Source organism: Paenibacillus sp. FSL R5-0341 (assembly GCF_037975235.1).
Taxonomy (GTDB): domain Bacteria; phylum Bacillota; class Bacilli; order Paenibacillales; family Paenibacillaceae; genus Paenibacillus; species Paenibacillus amylolyticus_A.
In genome coordinates this window covers 1,157,881-1,178,520 of the sequence record NZ_CP150241.1, presented here as the reverse complement: position 1 = coordinate 1,178,520, position 20,640 = coordinate 1,157,881, and the positions used below count along the sequence as shown (strand labels likewise).

14 protein-coding genes are annotated in these 20,640 nt (G+C 47.4%); 4 read left to right on the top strand and 10 right to left on the bottom strand.

Features of this window, described 5'->3' with window-relative positions; genetic code table 11:
• Positions 1-162: 162 nt before the first annotated feature.
• Entirely contained in the window at positions 163-1,176 is a 1,014-nt protein-coding gene (locus tag MKX75_RS05195; RefSeq protein WP_076331804.1) for an AraC family transcriptional regulator, read from the bottom strand.
• A 179-nt stretch (positions 1,177-1,355) separates the two neighbouring features.
• Here MKX75_RS05195 and MKX75_RS05190 point away from each other — a divergent pair, with 179 nt between their 5' ends.
• Positions 1,356-1,976 carry a histidine phosphatase family protein gene (locus MKX75_RS05190; RefSeq protein WP_076331803.1) on the top strand — a complete coding sequence of 207 codons (621 nt, stop codon included), beginning with the start codon at positions 1,356-1,358 and terminating at the stop codon, positions 1,974-1,976.
• Positions 1,977-2,088: 112 nt separating this feature from the next.
• Here the strand turns inward: MKX75_RS05190 and MKX75_RS05185 are convergent, their stop codons facing one another.
• A complete protein-coding gene (locus MKX75_RS05185; RefSeq protein ID WP_076331802.1) occupies positions 2,089-2,703 on the bottom strand; it encodes a Type 1 glutamine amidotransferase-like domain-containing protein in 615 nt (204 codons plus the stop codon).
• Positions 2,704-2,877: 174 nt separating this feature from the next.
• Here MKX75_RS05185 and MKX75_RS05180 point away from each other — a divergent pair, with 174 nt between their 5' ends.
• Positions 2,878-3,825 carry a YafY family protein gene (locus MKX75_RS05180; RefSeq protein WP_076331801.1) on the top strand — a complete coding sequence of 316 codons (948 nt, stop codon included), beginning with the start codon at positions 2,878-2,880 and terminating at the stop codon, positions 3,823-3,825.
• Positions 3,826-3,968: 143 nt separating this feature from the next.
• On the opposite strand, the gene MKX75_RS05175 is transcribed toward MKX75_RS05180, so the two are convergent.
• The 8 genes from MKX75_RS05175 to MKX75_RS05140 all read right to left on the bottom strand — a co-directional run bounded on the left by MKX75_RS05175 (position 3,969) and on the right by MKX75_RS05140 (position 16,649).
• On the bottom strand, positions 3,969-6,305 hold the full coding sequence (locus tag MKX75_RS05175; RefSeq protein WP_339170345.1) for a rhamnogalacturonan lyase: 2,337 nt from the start codon (positions 6,303-6,305) through the stop codon (positions 3,969-3,971).
• A gap of 644 nt (positions 6,306-6,949) precedes the next feature.
• On the bottom strand, positions 6,950-9,394 hold the full coding sequence (locus tag MKX75_RS05170) for a glycoside hydrolase family 6 protein (protein ID WP_339168706.1): 2,445 nt from the start codon (positions 9,392-9,394) through the stop codon (positions 6,950-6,952).
• A gap of 523 nt (positions 9,395-9,917) precedes the next feature.
• Positions 9,918-10,994 carry an efflux RND transporter periplasmic adaptor subunit gene (locus tag MKX75_RS05165; RefSeq protein ID WP_076331800.1) on the bottom strand — a complete coding sequence of 359 codons (1,077 nt, stop codon included), beginning with the start codon at positions 10,992-10,994 and terminating at the stop codon, positions 9,918-9,920.
• Positions 10,995-11,022: 28 nt separating this feature from the next.
• Positions 11,023-12,393 (bottom strand): ABC transporter permease, encoded by a 1,371-nt coding sequence (locus MKX75_RS05160; RefSeq protein ID WP_083679533.1) that lies wholly within the window; start codon positions 12,391-12,393, stop codon positions 11,023-11,025.
• Between the two features lie 18 nt (positions 12,394-12,411).
• Entirely contained in the window at positions 12,412-13,095 is a 684-nt protein-coding gene (locus tag MKX75_RS05155; protein ID WP_062837412.1) for an ABC transporter ATP-binding protein, read from the bottom strand.
• 217 nt (positions 13,096-13,312) lie between these two features.
• Positions 13,313-14,476, bottom strand: a complete 1,164-nt coding sequence (locus MKX75_RS05150) for a hypothetical protein (protein WP_076331799.1) — start codon at positions 14,474-14,476, stop codon at positions 13,313-13,315.
• The gene (locus MKX75_RS05145; RefSeq protein ID WP_076331798.1) at positions 14,473-15,939 is read right to left on the bottom strand and encodes a HAMP domain-containing sensor histidine kinase; all 1,467 of its coding nucleotides are present in this window, start codon (positions 15,937-15,939) and stop codon (positions 14,473-14,475) included. The genes MKX75_RS05150 and MKX75_RS05145 overlap by 4 nt, the downstream gene beginning before the upstream one ends.
• Entirely contained in the window at positions 15,936-16,649 is a 714-nt protein-coding gene (locus tag MKX75_RS05140) for a response regulator transcription factor (RefSeq protein WP_036606313.1), read from the bottom strand. The genes MKX75_RS05145 and MKX75_RS05140 overlap by 4 nt, the downstream gene beginning before the upstream one ends.
• Positions 16,650-16,860: 211 nt before the next feature.
• Between MKX75_RS05140 and MKX75_RS05135 the strand changes: the two genes are divergently transcribed.
• Both MKX75_RS05135 and MKX75_RS05130 read left to right on the top strand, forming a co-directional pair.
• Positions 16,861-17,337 carry an RNA polymerase sigma factor gene (locus MKX75_RS05135; RefSeq protein WP_062837415.1) on the top strand — a complete coding sequence of 159 codons (477 nt, stop codon included), beginning with the start codon at positions 16,861-16,863 and terminating at the stop codon, positions 17,335-17,337.
• A 259-nt stretch (positions 17,338-17,596) separates the two neighbouring features.
• On the top strand, positions 17,597-20,344 hold the full coding sequence (locus tag MKX75_RS05130) for a chitinase N-terminal domain-containing protein (RefSeq protein ID WP_254847885.1): 2,748 nt from the start codon (positions 17,597-17,599) through the stop codon (positions 20,342-20,344).
• Positions 20,345-20,640: the final 296 nt, after the last annotated feature.

The window sequence follows — 20,640 nt, the reverse complement described above, 5'->3', positions numbered from 1 at the left end:
TTCGCTTCGGTTAATGACTCTCTTCATGAAATCATTGTACCAACGGCAAAAGGGGAAGCGTTATCAAAATCATGACCTGTTCACGATCTTGTTGTCAAAAATCCTAACTTTTACGAAACATATCCACTAATCCGTTGTATTCGAAAATAACAAGCAATTGGCCTATTCATCCGGTGGGTACTGGCTGACATGTCGTTCCATGGAGGAACGATATTCAACCGGCGTACGACCTGTATATTTCTTGAACAACATATGAAAATACTGACGACTGCCTACTCCAACATAGTCAGAGATTTCCGAAATCGGAATATTCGTCTGCTGAAGCAGCATCTTAGCCTTCTCCATTCGAAGCATCGTCAGGTAGTCGGTCGGTGTCCGCTGCGTGTGCTGACGAAAAATGCGATGTAAATAACCCGGATGCAGATTGACGGCTGCCGCGATATCCTTCATCTGAATGTTGCGATCCATATTGTGATGCATGAATTCAATGGTTCGTTTGACATACAGCTCCGCCTGATCTGATGCACTTCGGCTCATTTCTCCTCGCAAACGCGCAACACGGACCAGCAATTGGATGAACAATGTACGCACCAGTATTCCCTGTTCCGGTGACGAGAGATCCCTGGCTTCGCGATGATACGACCTTTCCTCTGGTGGAATAATCCTCATTGGTGTGGGCGTTCTTCCTTGCTCCATCAGACCACGCTGATCGAGTTCCAGTACCAGACTTTTCATAATGTGATACACTTCTTCCGGGTCAGGCAGTACCAGATATGGCGAAGCATTAGTGAGTAAAGTATGGACTTCTTCCTCTTCCAACGCGAGCTGACGGATGGATAACTGTCCGGGAGGTGAGCCTGAGAATCCAAACTCCACATTGAGCATCCGGCAAGGGACACCATCTTCCACCAGCAATCGGTGCGGAACATCTGCATCGAGCATAATGAACTGCCCTTTTTTCAAAACGCTCTGCTCTGAGCTCCCATCCGGCATCCGCACATCAACCCGGCACATTCCCGAAATAATATACATGATCTCCATGGAATCATGATGGTGATAGGACATACGGTAGTTGTCCCACTGCTTGTAATAGTACGCGTAGAAACGTGGCCCGCAGTCCTCTGTTCGCAATGCCTCCTGATACAGGCTTCCTGTCCAGCGCTTCGTGATGCTCATGTCCATACCTCCAGTCCTCAACAAACGATCCTCACTTTTCTCCATTGTAGCAATTCTATAGGTTGAATATAAACTGTCTTCGTCAAAACCATCATTGCATTATTTAATTAGATAAATATATAATTAGTATAACATCTAATCATTTATGTGAACGTCTATAATTAAGGAGGTTTCCACTCATGAGTACCACCTTTCATCTGGTGAGACATGGTCTCAAAGAACGACGAATCGGTGATGTCTCCCTCACTTACCAAGGAGCTCTACAAGCCGAGGCCACAGCACTTCATTTTGCCAGAGCACCCTTTCCCGTTACTAAAATCCTGACCAGCCCACTTCGACGAGCTCGAGAAACCGCAAGTATGATCGCCCGCCACACCCATTCCCATATAACCGAAGATTTTTGCCTGCGCGAACGTGCCAATTGGGGCGATTGCCCGGATCAGTCATTTGAACAATTCATTGCGATGTGGGATCGATGTACGTCTGACCCAGATTACATTCCACCCGTGGGAGACTCGGCCAAACAGGCTGGTGAACGTCTGGCCTCCCTCCTAACCGAATTGGTTAATAAAGAGCCTGGGAACAGCGAGAACAGTAACATGATTGTGGTTGCACATGGTGGACTCATTACTGATTTTCTGGTCCAAAGCTTTACCGAGCGCGAGCTTAACGTCTGGCATTCCGATTTCATAGCGATGCAGAACCAATTGATCCCCGAATGCTCCATCACCACATTGATCCATGATCAAGGAAACTACACCATTGAAGACTTTGCATCCGTTAAACATCTGAAGTCCTGAATAATTCCCGATCGCATCATTATGCCCCCGCATAACTTGGATGTGTTCTGATCACCGGAGCGAATACAGCCACGCTCGCTTCATCTTATCACTATGCTTAATCGAGGATACGCTAAGCTCCAACAATCCGAAATTGATCGCCTTCCACAACAATAGCTTGTACATTCGTAATAGGTACTAGAGGCAGCTCTGACTGATACTCTTGAAGAACTTTTCCAGTGGATTCCACAAAAGGAAAGCATCCATAGTGCGGGACCGGATAAAAGTCGATAACATTCAATGCACAATAACTTTCAAGATCTGGAGCAAACTTACGATCATCCATTTCTTTCACATATTCAATATTGGGGGATAAGATTATTGAACCTGCTGACTCTCCAATGTAGATCTTCCCGGCCTGAATATGCGCTTGAATCAGTAGATCCGTCCCGCTTTTTTTAAGTTCTTGAAGCAGGAAAAATGTATTGCCACCTGTCACATATATCATATCGTTTCGCTGTAACGTGCTCTCTATTTCTTGAGGTGAGGCTGTTGATATCTCCAGCTCCTCCACCACCAATCCCCATCCCTCAAGGGCTTGTCGGCCAGCCTGCACATAATCATTGTAATCTTCTGGCATAGCCGCTGTAGGAATAAATGTGACCGTTCTCCCCGTTAATTCTTTCTCGAACGCACCAAACAAGCTTGCTGACTCTTCAAAAGATGAAGACAGAAATATTTTTTTCATCTCGAATACCTCCCATCGTTTTTTCTTCCTTTTCATTAAAACATGAAATGACTGACAACTTCTTGTCAGTCATTATAAAATAAGAATATGGAACCTGTCGTTTTCCGGTCAGCAGATTAGGCATTACTAAACAATACTATCTTCTCATATCTGCAAAAAAAGGAGGGAACCGTTATGAAATTGGAACGCATGCTCGCTATTGTCATACTGCTTCTACAACGTAGCAAGGTTCGCGGTAAGGATCTCGCCGAAATGTTCGAGGTTTCGCTAAGGACCATATATCGGGATATCGAATCCATTCATGCTGCCGGAATTCCCATTACGACGAGCTCTGGTGTCGGTGGGGGCATTGGCATTATGGAACAATACAAGCTGAATGCAGGGTTATTTACGACTCATGATATGATTGCCATCCTGAATGGACTTGGAATCATGCAGAGTACCTTCTCGGGTAAGGAAGTATCCCATGCATTGGTGAAGTTGAAAAGCATTGTTCCCGAAGAAGAATTCCAAGCGATGAACGTGAAAAAAAATCAAATGATGGTTGACTTTACATCCTGGATAGGAGCTGATGACTCCGATAACGTTATTAATTCAATCAAGATAGCCTTGGAAAAAATGTATACTGTCACTTTTTCTTATTACAACCGCCAAGGAACTGAGCAGCTTGAAGGTGTGGAGCCTCAACGAATGGTTTTTAAGGCAAGCCATTGGTATGTGCAAGCCTATCTGCCTCAAACACAGAATTACAGGCTGTTCAAGTTACGCAAAATGTATTCGGTAACGATCGAAGACACTCCTTTTAATCATCGTCCGTTGCCACATCCCTTCTCTGAATTTACCAATCAGATGCGTGCCAAAACTTTTTCAATTCAGCTACTTATCAAAGCTTCCGCTCTAAATCGCATGCTGGATTATTGCACGATGAACAATATAACTTACCTCGGCGAGGAACGATATCAAGTAAGTCTTCCTTTTATAGACGATGATTACGGCTACGGCATACTAATGAGTTTTGGGGATAGCCTACGTTGCCTGGAACCCGAACATGTTCGTCTGGAATTAATCCAACGAATGAATAAGGCAACGCAGCAGTATACGGACACGCAAAAAAAGCTCTGAAACCCCATGTGCGAGACACATTGGAATTCCAGAGCACCTATGCTTCGATGCAACCAAATAATATTAACGACACTGCTTTATGTTCAGACTGATCATGAATACATGTGATGTTGCTATTGCTACCTATTATTACTTAAGCCTACTTACTTTCCACCCTTACCTGGCGTGTAGAACTTAGGCAGCGTTACTTTTGACCAGTCGATATCCGATGCCATGTAGAAGGACGGATAGGAAGGCTGGTTGTATCCACTGTTCTGTCCTGCAATGCCCACACGATACATCGCATCATGCATCAGCGTGTACAGCTTGCGGTCCGTTTTCTCGGTACTCAGATAGATGCGGATCGCTGAACTGTCCGTCGTTCTCACCAGCATCTCTTCCCGCCAATCCCCGAAGATATCAGCTACAAGAGAAGGCGTACCTTTGGTGTGATTGTTGGTCAGGGTGCCTGTTGCCGTCAGCAATGTGCCACGATTCCAATCCTTGATGGTTGGTGTAACATCAATTGCACCATCTACGATCTGTGTCGTCATATCACCAGCCCAACGGATATTCATATTGGTTCCCGGTGCTTGATCGCTGATTTTCTCACCCGTAGCTGTCCATAATCCTACAGCCCATGTCTCAAGTCCACGACGAGTCGGATCGACATCACCCACCATGCCGCGTCCGGTATCTTTCCCCGTGTACCCACCATAGATCACTTCTCCGGTCTTCGCATCACGCAGGGAATAGCCGTACGGAGCCCACGGACCACCCTCGTGAACCATGAAAATCTCCAGTCCCGGACGATCCGGGTCGATATCTGCCACATGAAGTGCGTCGCCATGACCCAGTCGGGCAATGGTTCCCGGTGCAGCACTTTCGGCAGGCATCAGGTCTGTGGAGCTGTACAACACACTTCCATCATGATCAATCGTAGCGGAGCCATAGATGATCTCCTGTTTGCCGTCACAATCCACATCCGCCACACTGAAATAGTGCGCTCCCTGAGTTGTGATGGAGCCATACTGCGGATCTGTACCATCCACACCGTGCGGTCCGTCATTGAATGGGTTCTTCATTGGTGTCCAGCCGCTGTCCACTTTCCATTCCTTTTTCAGCTTCTTGCCATCCCAATTGTAGGCAACCATCGTCGAACGTGTATAGTATCCGCGTGCAAATATAGCAGACGGTTTCTTGCCATCCAAATACGCTACGCCTGCCAGGAAACGGTCCACCCGATTCCCCGGTTCAATTCGTGCCATGGCATAATCGCCCCACATCAGGCCATCGTCATGACGCTCGGGTTCATATGGAATGGTCTCCAGCTCTTTGCCTGATTTGCCTTCAAATACCGTAACATACTCCGGTCCATCCACGATAAAACCTTCGAACTTGCGCAGCTCATTTCGATTACTGCGTTCTACCGCATATACATCAATGAAGTAGTCGGCCAGACTTTCGGCATCCTGCTGAGATAATGGGTAATTATATTTTTTCTCGATTCCAAAAGCCTCTTCCAATGTCGCAGGCCAGTTCCCCTTCACAACCTCGTCGTGTTTATGCCAGTTTTTGAACATATCCACCACGTGATCATAGTAACCATCCGCACTTAAGCGATAATCATCTTCGTTCGAGTATCCTGCCTTGCGATCCTGCTTCGGAAGCGTGATGTACTTCTCGGATGTTACTTTTCCTTTTTTGTTATATTTGATAATCTTCGTGCCCGGAGCGGTCTTGAACATCATCTCGGCCTTGCCATCCCCGTCAAAATCATAAACGAGCAGCTGTGTATAATGAGCACCCGCACGGATATTGACCCCAAGATCGATCCGGTACAACAGCTGACCGTCCAAGGTGTACGCATCAATGTAGGTTTTACCAGTGTACCCTTTTTGCGATACGTCCTTGGCGTTGGAAGGGTCCCACTTCACGAAAAACTCATACTGGCCATCACCGTCTACATCACCTACGCTCATGTCATTGGCGGAATACGTATAAGCTTCTCCAGCAGGCGTCACACCATCGGCGGGTTTTTGCAGTGGAATATCCACGTAGCCGTTCGCCCAAGGTTTGACGGATGCACTGCGTTTACTCTCCTTGCCCTTCTTGTTCACCGCTGCCACTTCATAACGGGAAGAAGATTTGCCCGCGGCATCTACATAGTTGGTGCTGTCCGTGACGGTAGCGATCTTTTTGCCATCACGATAGACGTTGAAGTCCGTACCTGTCAGCCCTTTGTCGCTATATCCTGTGGCCTCGTCACCAAGCAATCTCCAGCTGAGAAACACACCTTCAGATGTCGAAGCAGCCACCAGACCCCGATCCAGATATTCCAGTTGAATCTCTTTCACGTGACTGCCTCCCTTATGTGATTGCAGGCTAGCCTCCGTCGCCCCACTACCGTTCGAAGCTTCTGCTCCGGTAATCCCCGCTGTTCCCCCAACAAGCAAAGCTACGCTGAGTGCCGAAGAGATCACCTTGGCTGCAAGCGGCATACGTGCCTTCCTGCGTCCTGATTGCAGACCTGAAGCCGATCCTTTATGTACCGGCGCTGTTGTTTCTGAGTTCATCCACCTTCACGCTCCTTGAGACAGAATAGGTGATGCTTATACACATTGATGATGATTGGATGTTTGATCATTCGTACAGACCTTCTTCGACGGACGATACTTGCCTACAATGATTGCGCTTACAATAATAAAAAAGAGAAATCAGCTTGCCCGACTACCAGAGTGCGGTCCCCCTTCCATTCTCTTTCCAATCCGAGCGAGGTGATCCCGCCCATCGGGTTCTATTATAGACATCCTGCCTGCCAGACCCTAGGCAAATATCCGACCAAAACGATCAATAATCAGTGTTTTTAGAGTCATTTGAGAAAAAGAGCTTGCAGCTGTGAGGGATATCCGTTCCGGTTACGAATCGTTCTTATGATCGGTGATAAAGGCGAGATGATGCTTACGAAGTAGCTTCCTTGCAGAAAGCTTTCAACTTCGCTTCTTCAGAATCGATTTCGTCCCCTCCACTACGTTCCTCAGTTGATCAAGTACTTCATTTCAAAATGACTCTTGTAATGAATAGCAAAAAAACCGCAATCCTCTAACATACTGAGGATTGCGGTTAAGACAATTACGAGTAAATTTTAAGGCTCAATACCCCATACCAGGTTTCCACCTTGGTAGAGCGTTACCTTGTTCCAATCCTGATAGGATGTTTTGGTTGGATCAAAGGAGTAGTCGTTCGTCTCGTCAAAGTTGGACCAGTCTGTTTTGTACATGCGAAGCTGGATGTCTCCCGTCTGTCCACCAGCTTGAATGCTACCAGCGCCAGATGTGAAGCTCAGCTCCACATACGAGTCTGTGAAGGTACGCTGGATATTGGCTCCGCCAACTTGAGCGTAATCGATGGCAGAATCCATCGCAGCCGATCCTTCTTTGGAGAAGTAATACCGGATCTTCAGATCACTCAGATTCACAGCAGTACTGCCCAGATTTTTGATGTTGAAATACGGTTTGATCTGGCTATCTTGCGCATTGGTATCTCCAGCACGGTATTGCAGGACAAGATCACTGGTCGGTACAACGACACTTTGAGGTGTTGCGGAAGCTACAGCGGAATTGGCACTTTGCCCTGCTGTATTCACTGCACTTACCACATAGTGATACGTTGTGCCGTTCGTCAGGGAAGTGTTCGTGTAAGATGTGCCACTCACATTCGCCGCGATCGTTGTGAACGGGCCGGATGCAGTCAGCGCACGTTTCACATTATAGCTTGTCGCACCTGCTGAAGCAGTCCACGTCAGGCTCACCTGAGCATTGCCTGCTGTTGCTGTAAGAGCAGTCGGTGCAGCTGGCGCCGTCACACCTGCAACCGGTGTAGCTGTTGCTGTTGCAGAGTTAACACTTTCACCTACTGCATTCGTAGCCGTTACCACATAATAATAGGTTGTGCCATTGATCAGTCCTGTATTGCTGTAAGATGTTCCACTTACATTGGCAGCAATCGTTGTGAATGGACCAGATGCACTGAGTGCCCGCTTCACACTGTAACTCGTTGCTCCTGTGGAAGCAGTCCACGTCAAGGAGACCTGAGCGTTACCAGCAGAAGCCGTCAATAGCGCTGGTGCTGCCGGAGCTGTTGTTCCGCCCGGAGGATTGCCTCCACCGTTACTAGCAGGCAGGACAGGGAACGAGTTCTTCACCAGTGTCACGAATTGATCGTGGAACCAGTGACCGGATACCGGAGCATTCGCGAGTGCACCTGTTAATACGCCATCCCGAGTTATGAAGGTTGGATCACACATCCGGTCGAAACCTTTACCTTCGTTGTTCGGAATCTCGGAGCTGGAGCCATCGGATTCACCCGGAGGTTTCACCCATACATAAGCATCCAGATGTGCGGGTCCCGGTGCAGCCTTAGGTGCTTCACCAATACCTGCCCCACTGTTGTTACACCAGTTGCCACGATGATCCCGTTTATCAACCCGTCCAGAATTCACATAGGCATTGATATTACTTCCTGTCGCTGATGTTGGACGGTTCACCCCGCCCCATCCATTACGGCTGGTATCGATCAAGAAGCCCGTGCTGCTCGGCCATCCTGCTTGTACAAATCCGGAATAGAGTGCTGCAGTGAAGTCCGTCTCGTCAAAGTACGGGTTCCATTCATAATAATCGGAAGATCTGATCGGTTGTCCACCGATATTCAAATCCGGATTAGGCAGATTCGGTTCATGCGTAGGCGTGGTATTGGCAGTGTTGGTGATAAAACCATCTGCACTTTGCAGACCTGCCGCAGTATCATTTACTACGTCAGTGTACAGGGCAATCGCACCAGTACGGTTGTTGTCCCATCCGAGCCAGCCCGAGTGGCCGATATCCAGATAGTTGTACACATTTGGAATGGCATGCAGCTTGTCCAATGCATACTTGACCCCATCTTCATAGATGCCTGTTGAGCTGGCTTGCGCACAAGCTGGAGTACTCAGGTTGGTTACCAGGTTAGGCAGACTGTCCGGTTCAATAATCGCCACAATGCGAATATCCTGGTATTTCGGGTCCGCGAAGATATCTGCGATCACATCAATGTAATCTGTTTTGTACGTCTGTAGTGCAGCCTGTGTTAGTGGAAGTTCACCGTTGGATGCGAGTGCATGACAATCCCTACCAGGCAGGTTATAGATAACGAATGAAGCGGTTATGGGTGTACCCGGTTTCTTTTGCGCGAGAACGGCATCGAGATGTTGCTCTACGCTTTTGCGACCAGCGTTGTCCGGGCCGCCATAGATCGCAGCAATACGGTCAATCCATACGGCTGTTGGATACGATTTAACCGTCTCCATCTTGGCTTTCAGCGATGTATCGTTGGTCAGCGCAATGGACGTATCCACGAGAGCGGAGTAATCCTGGTTTAGATAAGCGGTTGCCCCTACAAATGGATTATCCACATGTGCTTCAGCCGCCTGAGTCAAGCCTGGAGACAATCCAGGGAAAATCCCCGCCGCGAGCAGCGTTGCTGCCATTATTTGCTTTACACCTTTACGCAGGATCTTCTTACCTCTCGATTTGGTTTTCAATTTAGTCTTCATAGTTCCACCTTTCCTTTAGTTAGATTGGGTTGTACTCATGTCTGATCCTCTGTGTCATTAAGATGCTTAGCACGAAGAGAACGTTCGGATGAGTTGGTTGTATCACCTCCAAATGTAATGGTTGTGTAGCTGGAACTTTGAGTGAATAAATCGTGTGTGGGGTCGAACCATAAGAGTATGATGTGGTGGGTGTGGTTGAACGTGTGCTAGACATGAAGAAGTGTGAAAAAGGACTATGGAATATCTGACTTCCTATTTCGGTAAGCGCTTTCTTTAAGCGGTTTAAAAAAAGGCCTTCGCCTACCATCTACGATCATGATGTTCGGTGTTCACCTCCTTCTTATGTACTGATTATACGACATGTAAATATTACTGTAAATTGAATTATATAAATTTAATTATATTTTTTTCCATAATTCAGGCAGGAATCTGGACATCCCTTGCCCCAAAGCATACAAAAGGCTCATTCTGGCAATCTGCCACAATGAACCTCATGTTGATCAAGATCAAATCGACCGTTCGGCTAGGGCAGAACGACAACATCTCCCGGTTTTAACCCGCTAACCACTTCCGTCTTGTCCCCCGACTCCATTCCAGCCTGGATGGTCAGTGGCTCTGTCAGTCCGTTCCCTTTGTCTAACAGGACATAAGGTTCGGTCTGATCCCGCATAATCGCCAGGCTGGACACAACGGTCACCTTGTCCTTCCGTGTCGTCTCGATATCGCCTTCCAGACTCACGCCTCCATACATTCTGGTGTCCGGCTTCAGATCAATGACCACGTCAAACTGTGAAGCTTGCTTGAGGTCCGTATCGGTACTCTTGCGGGCAAATTTGGACACCTTGCTCACCTTCCCGGTGAATTCCAGGTCTTTCTGCGCTGTCATTCGCACCTTAACCGGCATTCCCACCTTGAGCCTGAACATTTCTTCCTCACCAACAATTGTCATAAATTTCAGTTTGCTGATGTTTGTAATGGACCCGATCAGCTGTCCTTCTGTCACCGCACTTGTCTTGCTATCCTCTTCATTCATCTGAAATATACCGGAAGCGGAAGCATACACAACAGCCTTGCTCATCACGGCCTGCTTTTTCTGTATTTCCTTTTCCTTGAGGAGCAGCGCTTTTTGATTCAGCTCATTGGTTAGACGTTTGCCCTCCCGATCTGCAAATGCCTTCTTGCGCTCCTCTTCCGTCACGCCAAGCGTCTCACTCATATTCGCCTGATCCAGGCTAACCTGATTCATTTTATTTTCCAGCTGGGCTTTCTCCAGATCACTCTGCAACTGTTCTACTTCTGTTTGTAACGTGGAAGTATCAAGGGTAAACAGGATATCGCCTTTGCTCACCTGCCCACCACTTTTCACATGCCATTGCTTGATGTTGGAAGCATACGGAGCGAAGATATCCGTCTGATCGGTGTATACGGATTTCCCCTTCACCTGAATCGTTTGCGTCATCGTTTCCTGTGTCACATCAAAGGTAATCGGGGGCGGAATCTCTATAGGCGCCTCCGGTTTTGGCTTGTACTTTTCATACAACCAGTACCCCACACCTGCCAAAAGTACAACGGTGATGATAATTTTAATCCATTTCTTCATGTGCCCAATTTCCCTTTCGCTGATAAAATTACATTGATTTGATCACAGTTAATGCATTGGTCCGAGATGCGCTGATTGCCGGATATATACCCGATACAATGCCAACCAGAACAGCAAAAACGATGCCAAGTGGCAGAGCCGACTGCTGAATAACGACGGTCATCGGACCATTCATCTGATCTGCCATCTGACTCGCCAGCAGACTGTTTACCCCGCCGAGGGCACCAAAGGCGATCCCCACACCAGCCACGCCGCCCATTAATCCAAGCATCGCTGCTTCCGTAATAAACATCTGGCGGATCTGCCACAGATTTGCGCCCAGCACCTTCATCACACCAATCTGTTTACGACGCTGATGCGTAGACATAATCATCGCTACAATAATGGATAATGAGGCTAGCAGCATGATAAAACCTCCGATTCCCAATGCCGCTTTTTGGTACATCGCCAATTGATCTGCCATCGCTTCCTCCTGGAACAGATTACTCTGTGTGTTCAACGTTAGCTTTTTAATCTGTTCTTCCACCTGGGATACATAACGTTTGTCCTCAACCTTGACCAGAGCCGAGTTAAGATGCTTGGCTGCACTGCTGTCGGTCTGCTGTAATCCAAGCTCATCCTGCAATGCACGAGCTGTATCGAGCGGCAGATATACTTTTTTATCGTTTTGAGCGCTCATATCATCCATGTTGGAAGGCTTCATCAGTTCTCCAGACACCCGTATAGAACCACTCATTTTGGTTTTGCTCGCATTCGCATAATCTTCATATCGAAACTGAATACGCTGCTGAACCAACTGATCTTGCTTGGCAGACATTTCCGTAAACTGCTCCAAAAGCTCATTGTTATATGGATCAGCATTCAACTGCTCAAATAACTTCTGAGTTACTTTGGGGTCCACGAGTCCAAATGCAGCCCCATAACTGGTCACCGCCATACGACCATCCTCTGCCCCACGTCCCTCAGCATACTTGTATCCAAATCCGCTCAGGGTCTCTAGTTGGGTACCGATGACCTCAACATACGTACTGCGACCATCCGGAAGCACCATTTCGAGCGAATCCAGCTTTAACATGGGAGCTACCGCAACAACATGGGGAAGTCTTTGGATAATCTGAATTTTCTCCAACGTCAGCGCCCCACGTTCAAACTTCGATGTCTGACCACTCCCCTTGCCGTTGCCGGTACGAATGCCTTCATTAGGTGTAATCGTAATCTCATCCATCTTGTAATTGTCGTTCAATGTTTTCTCGCTATAGGTCTGTACGGACTGCCCCACACTAAGTGCAATGATCATGGCGGCAGAACCGATGGACAGCCCCATCATGCACAGCAATGTGACCATTTTTCTGCGAATGATCTGTCCCCAGGCCATACGTGCTACATCCCGTATTCTCACATTTCCTCTCCTTTTGCCTCAAACTTCCCTTATAGCCTCTTCGACCAGTATTCCATGTTGCAGTGTAAGCACGACTTGCATTTGCTCCGCGACCTCTGCTTCATGTGTCACAATGACAAAGGTCGTATTCATATCCCGGTTAAGCTGCTGCAAAATCGCAATGATCTCTTCCTCCGTCTCGGTATCCAAATTTCCCGTAGGCTCATCCGCAAAGATCACCGAAGGTTCGGTAATGAGCGAGCGTGCAATACTGACACGTTGTTGTTGACCACCCGACAACTGGGATGGGAACAAGTTTGCTTTTTCACCCAGTCCAACCTGTTCCAGCAGCTTCAAGGCTTTTGCTTTACGTTTCGTAGGGCTTATGCCCATAAACACCAAAGGTAGCTCTACATTTTCCCGGATTGTAAGGTTAGACAGCAGCTCATAGGATTGAAAAATAAACCCGATGTGACTGCGCCTGAACTCAGCCAGACGGTTTTCGCTGAACCGTACAATATCTTGTCCCGCAATGAGAATCTTGCCCTGATCCGGTTTCATCAGCCCCGCCATCAGATTGAGCAGTGTGGATTTGCCCGAACCCGAACTGCCCAGCAGGGCCACCATCTTGCCTTCTCCAATTGTCAGGTTGATATCCTGAAGCACCGGCACGGTTCCCTGGCTATTACGGAACGAGTGGGATAATTGTTCAACTTGAAGCATTGCTGCATTTCTTCCTTTCTACTTGCTAAATATGTACAGATGTTGTTCAAAAAGATTCGCGTCGCACATTCCCTCTTCATTATAGGATCGAGATGTATCCGGGCTGGCCGGAGTTGTATCCAACTTGTAAAATGTCATAACAAAAAGACCTTATCCGCAGAGTAGCTATGCCAGCTCTAAACAGACCAAGGTCTTATATTCGTATGCCTTCCGCAGCTTACCAGGCTCTGAAACTAAAGCGGTACATCTCACTTTTATCCATCGTGCTGCCCACTGCAAATAGCTCATCGTCTTTCCATTTCAGATTGATGAAGTTATCAATATTGCGGTAGATCACCGTATCCGACGAAAGCTTGCTGTCATTCAGGTAGGCAATATGCAACTCATTCTTCAGATTCTGATTATCCATTGGATAAAAGTAAGCGATTCGCGATTCATCTGCATCCAGTTCGAAGTTCCAGATGGAACCTTGTAATACCAGATCATACTGCTCCTGCGCTGCTCGATACCGATACAGCCCCTGTACCTTATTCATCGTTCCCTGGATGAGCATATCACCATTTTTCAGCAACTTGAATTGTTGAATGTCTTCCATTGCAGCATACGCCTTCACTTCATGTCCGTCCTCAAGCGATACACGATAGATGGCATAATTGTCTTTCAGCATCACCAGCATATAAAACTGCTTCAGATCTTCACTGACCTGCAATACATCCATCACGATAAACGTATCACTCGAACCCTTCCCTTGTCTTGGTCCTGTGAACATGCCCATTAGCTCATCATACGTGTAGATGACTTGATTCGTCCCCTTGCTCAGATCAACTTGTTTAAATGAAAGATCATCCTGACCGATGTAGGATTCGTTCCCTGTAAACACTCTATAATACGAGTTGTCGTTCGGAAGCTTGCGACGTTCCCCGCTCTCAATCACATACTCATATGTCGTCTTCTGCGCCTGCCCCGCCCGGTACTGGGAGTAGATGATTTTCTTGTGATCCGGGCTAATCGCAACGCCATAATCCGTATTACTCGCAATACTCTTCACTTCATTATCATCCAGATGCAGGAGAGACAGCTGAAGCCCGGAATAGGAGGATTCCAGTTGATTTAATATAATCGTGTTCCGATCTACCACTTCAAAATCAAAGATTGCAAAGTCATTCGGAATCTTGGTAGCTGACTCGATCTGAATCGTACTACTCGGTGGCGGTGCCAGACGGCTATTGAATTGCTCACTTGGCAAAATTACGGTTCGTGGCTTGAGATTTCCGATACTGAACAGGCTGCCAATCCCGAAAATTCCGCTGACAAATGCGACCAACAGCCCGGACAGCATCAATTTGTCACGGTTTTTACGCCAAAATCCGTCATGTCTCATGCGTTCATTTCCCCCGGAAGACTGATATTCACTTGTGTCCCTTGCCGCATGATGCTCTTCATCTCCACTGTTCCTCCATGACGCTCAACAATGTTCTTCACAATAGACAAACCCAGTCCGGCACTGCCCTTCTCGGCCCTGTTAATTCCTTTATCCTGGTAAAAGGGTTCAAATACATGCTGGAGCGCTTCAGCACCGATACCTTCTCCCTGATCACGAATTACAATAGCGATGGAATCACCTAACCGGAAGGATTGTACTTCGATGATGGAGTTCACATCACTGTACTTGACCGAATTATCCAGGACGTTGAGGAAGACCTCTTTCAGCTTGTCCCGATCTCCCTGTAGATACTGATGCTCCTCCAGCTCATAGTGAATGCCTATATTGTACTTGCTAGCCTTTATCGACATGTCTTCACAAGCTTCACGAATAATATCGGATACATCGATACGTTCGAATCGGTACGCCTGAATGACCGCAGACGAGACCGAGACCTCCAGGATATCCGCAACCATCGTGTTGAGACGCTGGCTTTCTTTGATAATATAATTCATGCCTTTGTCAAAAAAGTCCTGATCGGTAAATCCATTATCCCGCAAAATCTGGGCGTACCCCAGAATTGTCGTTAGCGGTGTCTTTAATTCATGTGTCACATTGTCAAAAAAGACTTTGCTTCGCGCCTGCACTTGCTTCACTTCGTCCCGCTCCCGCTCAATCACATCAATCTGCTCCCGTACCCGATCAATCATGACGGTGAAGCTTGAAGCCAATTCACCGATCTCATCCTTGGTGGTAATCTGAATGTCTGCATTCAGACTTCCCTGAGCCACTTCCGCAGAACGTTTCGTGAGTACACGGATGGGCTGTGTAATTTTCCGGGAAATAAAGATAGACGCGATAAATACAAATACGAAAATAACCGCTGCAAACAGCTTAATTGTATTCTGGAACCGGAGATTGCTTCTGTACAAGTCCGTATAATCCTTTTCCAACTGTACAATTCCAATCAATTGTTGATCCATCTGAAGCGGGAAGGACAGACTGGAGGTGACCCGACCTTTATCCACAACTGTGGTGTAAGCGATCCGGGACTTTATGGCTTCCTCCACATCAGGATGGTCAGCGCGCTTAGCAATGTTAACCTCGCTGCCAGCAGATCCGTAGGGCGAAGCATCGGGACGGTATACCGTAATCTTCCCGCCAACGGCTGAACCAATCTGCTCCGCGAGCTCGCGGTTTCCAGCTTCGAGCGAGTCTTTGCTCATACGTTTGTTATGAATCAGGAAGTACTGATTCAGCGCGATGTCCAGGTTTCTTTTCGATTGCACCATATCCTCATGTACTTCTCGGTACATATTCTCCTGTGCCACCTTATTGGACAGAATCAGCAGAACGGAGAATCCGATAAAGACGATGACCGAGAATAGCACCACCAATTTGAACTGGATCGTCCACTTCATGTCTGTACCTGAATATTCAGCTTGTACCCCACACCGAATACCGTTTCAATCATCGAGATGCCTTGCACACCACTATCCAGCTTCTTGCGAATCCGTTGCACATGAATGTCCACCGTTCGCGTATCCCCTGCAAAATCAAATCCCCATACCTTGTCCAGCAGTTCAGAACGTGTATGCACCTTACGATGATGGGTCACGAGAAATAACAACAGATCATATTCCTTATTCGTGAGTCCGGCGCGTTCCCCGTCCTTCCACACTTCCCGTTCATCCTTGCGGATCTCAATATGCTTTCCGAGCCTTACCACCTCATAGGACTGATTCTCCAGTGTCTCGCTGATAAGATCAATCCGGCGAAAGATCGCCCGAATGCGCGCAACCACCTCACGGATATCAAAAGGCTTCGTAATATAGTCATCCGCCCCGAGCTCCATGCCAAGTACCTTGTCTAACATATCCGACTTGGCGGTGATCATGATGACGGGTATCTTGGAATTCACAGATAATTGCCTGCACACATCAAAACCGCTCATGTCTGGCAGCATCAGATCCAGCAGAATCAGATCCGGCTTCGAATCCCGAAGCAGATCCAGCCCCTCTTTACCCGTAGCTGCTTCCTTGATCTCAAATCCTTCTTTACGTAACGAATAGGACAAAATATCGCGAATGGACTCCTCGTCCTCAATAATTAAAATCTCTTTTTGTCTCATGATACCCTCGTAATCTCCCTGCTCTATGAATTTCATCTGCCTATATTTTGTATCCCAAGCCGTATGCTTGAATAGAGGGAAGCACGAAATGTTACAACTCCGATACAACTCTGAACCGTTTGGAAACAACCTCCCGATATACTTGGATCATAAGAGACTCATACCAGACCGGACCCAAGCCTGATCTGTATCCAAGGGGGATTCACATCATATGAACAACACACAACTTAATGATGCTTATATCAACTATAAATCAGAAATCACAAGGTATCTATCCCATATCGTCAAACAACCTCAAGATGCAGAGGATCTGGCTCAGGAGTGTTTCATTCGACTGATGAACGTTACCGTGGATATCCCTGAAGACCGGCTTCTCTATTACCTCAAACGAATTGCCCGAAATCTTGCCATGGACAGCTTCCGCAGGCAGACCCGTACACTCAAACGCGACAGTCGTCTGGAGGCACCTACCCATCACTTCGATACACCGCATCTGGAAATTAACGAAGGCGTCGACGATCTGGTCTCCCATATTAACAACACCGAGCATCGTAAGATATTAGAACTTCGCCTCATTCATGGATACTCCATTAAGGAAACGGCAGAGCTGGTGAATCGTAGTGAAGGTATGATTAAATCCTCTGTCTTCCATGCCGTGAATCGAATTCGAGCTAAAGTCATCTCATAGAGATGGCTTTTTCTTTACCAAAAATTATTAGTGACGGCGGATGGAAGTGTTAAGACAGGATCGAAATACCTATGGATATGTCAAAAGACCCAATTTTACAAATATCGAGTTAATTTTTACAAATTGTTATGACTATGTGAGATTTTCATGTGGTAGAATATGGACGAACTCATGAATCAACTAATATTTGGGAGGGATTTGGTTGGGTAAATTAACAGGTATGCGAGGAGTATTTTTAAAATCACTCTTGGCATTGTCCATGGCTTTGCCGCTTCAGACCGGATTATGGAACGGAGATGCATCGGTTCATGCGGAAGGGCCGACAGACCCGGCACCGTTCATCCAGGCGAAGGTTGTGAACCAAAACGCAGGTAAGAAAGTCTTGTTCGACAACTCACACGGCCAGACGGCTGGAGCTGCAGACTGGGTCATCGATGGAGGTTTCTCCGACTTCGGAAATGCACTCGCGAATGATGGTTATTATGTCAAAGAACTTCGCAAGACGACACCATTTACCTATGATGATCTGAAAGAGTATAACGTATTCGTTATTGCAGAGCCTCAAATTCCTTTCAAAACATCCGAACAGGCAGCACTGAAACAATATGTTGAAATGGGCGGCAGCATCTTCTTCGTTGGAGATCACTATAATGCCGACCGTAATAAAAACCGCTGGGATGGCTCAGAAGTCATCAACGGTTATCGTCGGGGAGCCTTTGAAGATCCAACCAAAGGTATGAGCACAGATGAGCGCAACTCGGAAGCCATGCAAAATGTAACCAGCACGGACTGGTTGTCCGATAACTTCGGCGTACGATTCCGCTATAACGCACTTGGCGATATCAACGCCAATATTGTCGTACCGGCCGACCAAGCCTTCGGCATCACAGAAGGCGTATCGGCTGTAGCCATGCACGCCGGTTCAACACTCGCAATCACTGATCCGGAAAAGGCAAAAGGCATTGTGTACCTGCCAAAAACCAACGCAAAATGGAATAACGCGGTGGACCAAGGCGTATACAACGGCGGCGGGATCGAAGAAGGTCCTTACGTAGCCGTATCCAAGCTGGGCGCAGGTAAGGCTGCCTTCATCGGTGACTCCTCTCCAGTAGAAGATGCATCTCCGAAATACTTGCGTGAAGAGACAGGTACACGCAAAACGACTTATGACGGTTTTAAAGAAGCCGATGATGCTGTGTTGCTCGTGAACACTGTGAACTGGCTTGCTACACAAGAGAACTACACGGATCTGACTCAAGTGAACGGACTTGAACTGGATACAGCTACAGCGCTGTTGCCATTTGAAGAGCCGGCTGCTTCCACAGAACCACAAGCTGAACCTTGGTCCGCACCTGCTGCCGGATACAAGTGGTACGATCGTTCCACGTTCAAGGCTGGTTCTTACGGTGGCCCTGCATCCAGTGCGAACGCTGCATACAGCTTCGTGAAACAGGATACTCTTCCAAATGCAGAAGACTTCCAGATTCGTGTGGTTGTGGAGAACATGGCTCCGAACACAACCGTATCCGGTTATAGTGCCGGTATCTATCTGACTGGCGGAACACAGGTCGCCATGATCCAGAATGAAAGTGGTACTTGGCCGACTTCGTACGGCTATAGCTCCACATTCAGTGTAACCTCGGACAGCCAAGGTCGCGGGATCAAAGATCTGAACGTTCGCATCAAACCGGGGACAACTGGTGCTGCGAGCTTGCGTCTGCGTCTGAACGGCAGTAACCTGATCACCAATGCCGTGACCGTAGGTAATGTGCCGGCAGAACAGCTTCCGGAAGAAGAAGGACCGATTCCAGCGGCTATCACTGTTGCTGAAGCACGCACCAAAGCGGTTGGTACTACCGTAACTATCGAAGGTGTCGTAACGACAGAACCAGGTGCGTTTGGTGGACAAGCCTTCTATCTTCAGGATGAAACTGCCGGAATCTACGTGTTCCAGCACACTAGCGGCTTCCATGCTGGTGACAAGGTGAAAGTAACAGCAGCAACAACCATCTATAACAGCGAGTTCGAGCTTACCGATATCATCGCGATTGAGAAAACAGGTACGGCTTCCGTACCTGCGCCAATCGAAGTTACAGCAATTACAGATGCGAACCAAGGTCAACTGGTTCAATTGAAAGATGTAACGATTGAGAATATCATCAGTGCTACACCAGTTGGGTCTTTTGAATTCGACGCGGTAGCAGCAGACGGAACGAGCACACATATCCGTGTAGATACACGTACAGGTGTGACAGATACTTCCTTCCCTTATGTTGCTGGTGACAAAATCGATATCACAGGCGTTTCCGCTATTTTCAAAGACGTATACCAATTGAAACCTAGAGGCTTGAATGATTTTGTACCTGCAGAAAATCAAGGTGGAGGCGAAACACCTTCCACTCCAGCTGAAGGGGCACCGGGTAAACCGGTGCTTTCTTCTGATAATGGATATACAACTGGCCTGTTCGAAGGTTCGTATAACGTAAGCATGAACCTCTGGTGGGGCGAAAATGGTTCCACGTACAAACTGTATGAGAATGGCGTTCTGATCGATACACAGAAGTTGACTGCGGCTTCACCATCGGCTCAGTCCTCCAAAACGGCTATTACAGGCAAAGCTAACGGAACATACACGTATGTAGCTGAGCTGACCAACGACAAAGGAACTACACGCAGTGACGAGCTGACCGTTCAAGTAACGAACGCTGCTCCAGGGAAAGCGAACTTGTCCCAAAACAACTGGGATGGTGACGGCAACTACAACGTATCCATGAACCTCTGGTGGGGTACGAACGCAACCGAATACCGTCTCTATGAGAATGATGTATTGATTGATGCACAAGCATTGAAAGCTGATACACCAGCTTCTCAAAGTGCTACAACGGAATTGTCTGGTCGCGCTAACGGAACGTACACGTACCGTGCTGAGCTAATCAATGCCGCAGGCGTAACCAGCACAGAGACGATTACGGTTCAAGTGACCAAAGCTTTGCCTTTGGCTAGCTAAGAAGATTGTAAAGAAGCCTAACGTTTAACCAAAAAACCGAAACTCGCATAGCCTGATTCACGGGGCTGCGCGGTTTCGGTTTTTTTGGCTGAGCAACGTTGTACCACTTGCCAGAAAATAGACACGTATACCAGGGACTCCCCTAATTGTTTCAATTCCTAGGTGCTAACGAACCTGACAGACCTTATTCGGCAATTTTGGCCGAATTTTAAAATCTAACGAACCTCAGCATCGCTATTTAACTGTATTTCAGTTGCCAAAGGGTTAATTCGGGCAAAACGCAACATATAACGTCA

Bases quoted from the DNA above. Each gene is read 5' to 3' on its own strand.
- MKX75_RS05170 (WP_339168706.1), bottom strand. From the start codon at position 9,394: ATGAAGACTAAATTGAAAACCAAATCGAGAGGTAAGAAGATCCTGCGT.
- MKX75_RS05175 (WP_339170345.1), bottom strand. From the start codon at position 6,305: ATGCCGCTTGCAGCCAAGGTGATCTCTTCGGCACTCAGCGTAGCTTTG.
- MKX75_RS05150 (WP_076331799.1), bottom strand. From the start codon at position 14,476: ATGAGACATGACGGATTTTGGCGTAAAAACCGTGACAAATTGATGCTG.
- MKX75_RS05165 (WP_076331800.1), bottom strand. From the start codon at position 10,994: ATGAAGAAATGGATTAAAATTATCATCACCGTTGTACTTTTGGCAGGT.
- MKX75_RS05180 (WP_076331801.1), top strand. From the start codon at position 2,878: ATGAAATTGGAACGCATGCTCGCTATTGTCATACTGCTTCTACAACGT.
- MKX75_RS05130 (WP_254847885.1), top strand. From the start codon at position 17,597: ATGGCTTTGCCGCTTCAGACCGGATTATGGAACGGAGATGCATCGGTT.
- MKX75_RS05140 (WP_036606313.1), bottom strand. From the start codon at position 16,649: ATGAGACAAAAAGAGATTTTAATTATTGAGGACGAGGAGTCCATTCGC.
- MKX75_RS05145 (WP_076331798.1), bottom strand. From the start codon at position 15,939: ATGAAGTGGACGATCCAGTTCAAATTGGTGGTGCTATTCTCGGTCATC.
- MKX75_RS05135 (WP_062837415.1), top strand. From the start codon at position 16,861: ATGAACAACACACAACTTAATGATGCTTATATCAACTATAAATCAGAA.
- MKX75_RS05185 (WP_076331802.1), bottom strand. From the start codon at position 2,703: ATGAAAAAAATATTTCTGTCTTCATCTTTTGAAGAGTCAGCAAGCTTG.
- MKX75_RS05190 (WP_076331803.1), top strand. From the start codon at position 1,356: ATGAGTACCACCTTTCATCTGGTGAGACATGGTCTCAAAGAACGACGA.
- MKX75_RS05155 (WP_062837412.1), bottom strand. From the start codon at position 13,095: ATGCTTCAAGTTGAACAATTATCCCACTCGTTCCGTAATAGCCAGGGA.
- MKX75_RS05195 (WP_076331804.1), bottom strand. From the start codon at position 1,176: ATGAGCATCACGAAGCGCTGGACAGGAAGCCTGTATCAGGAGGCATTG.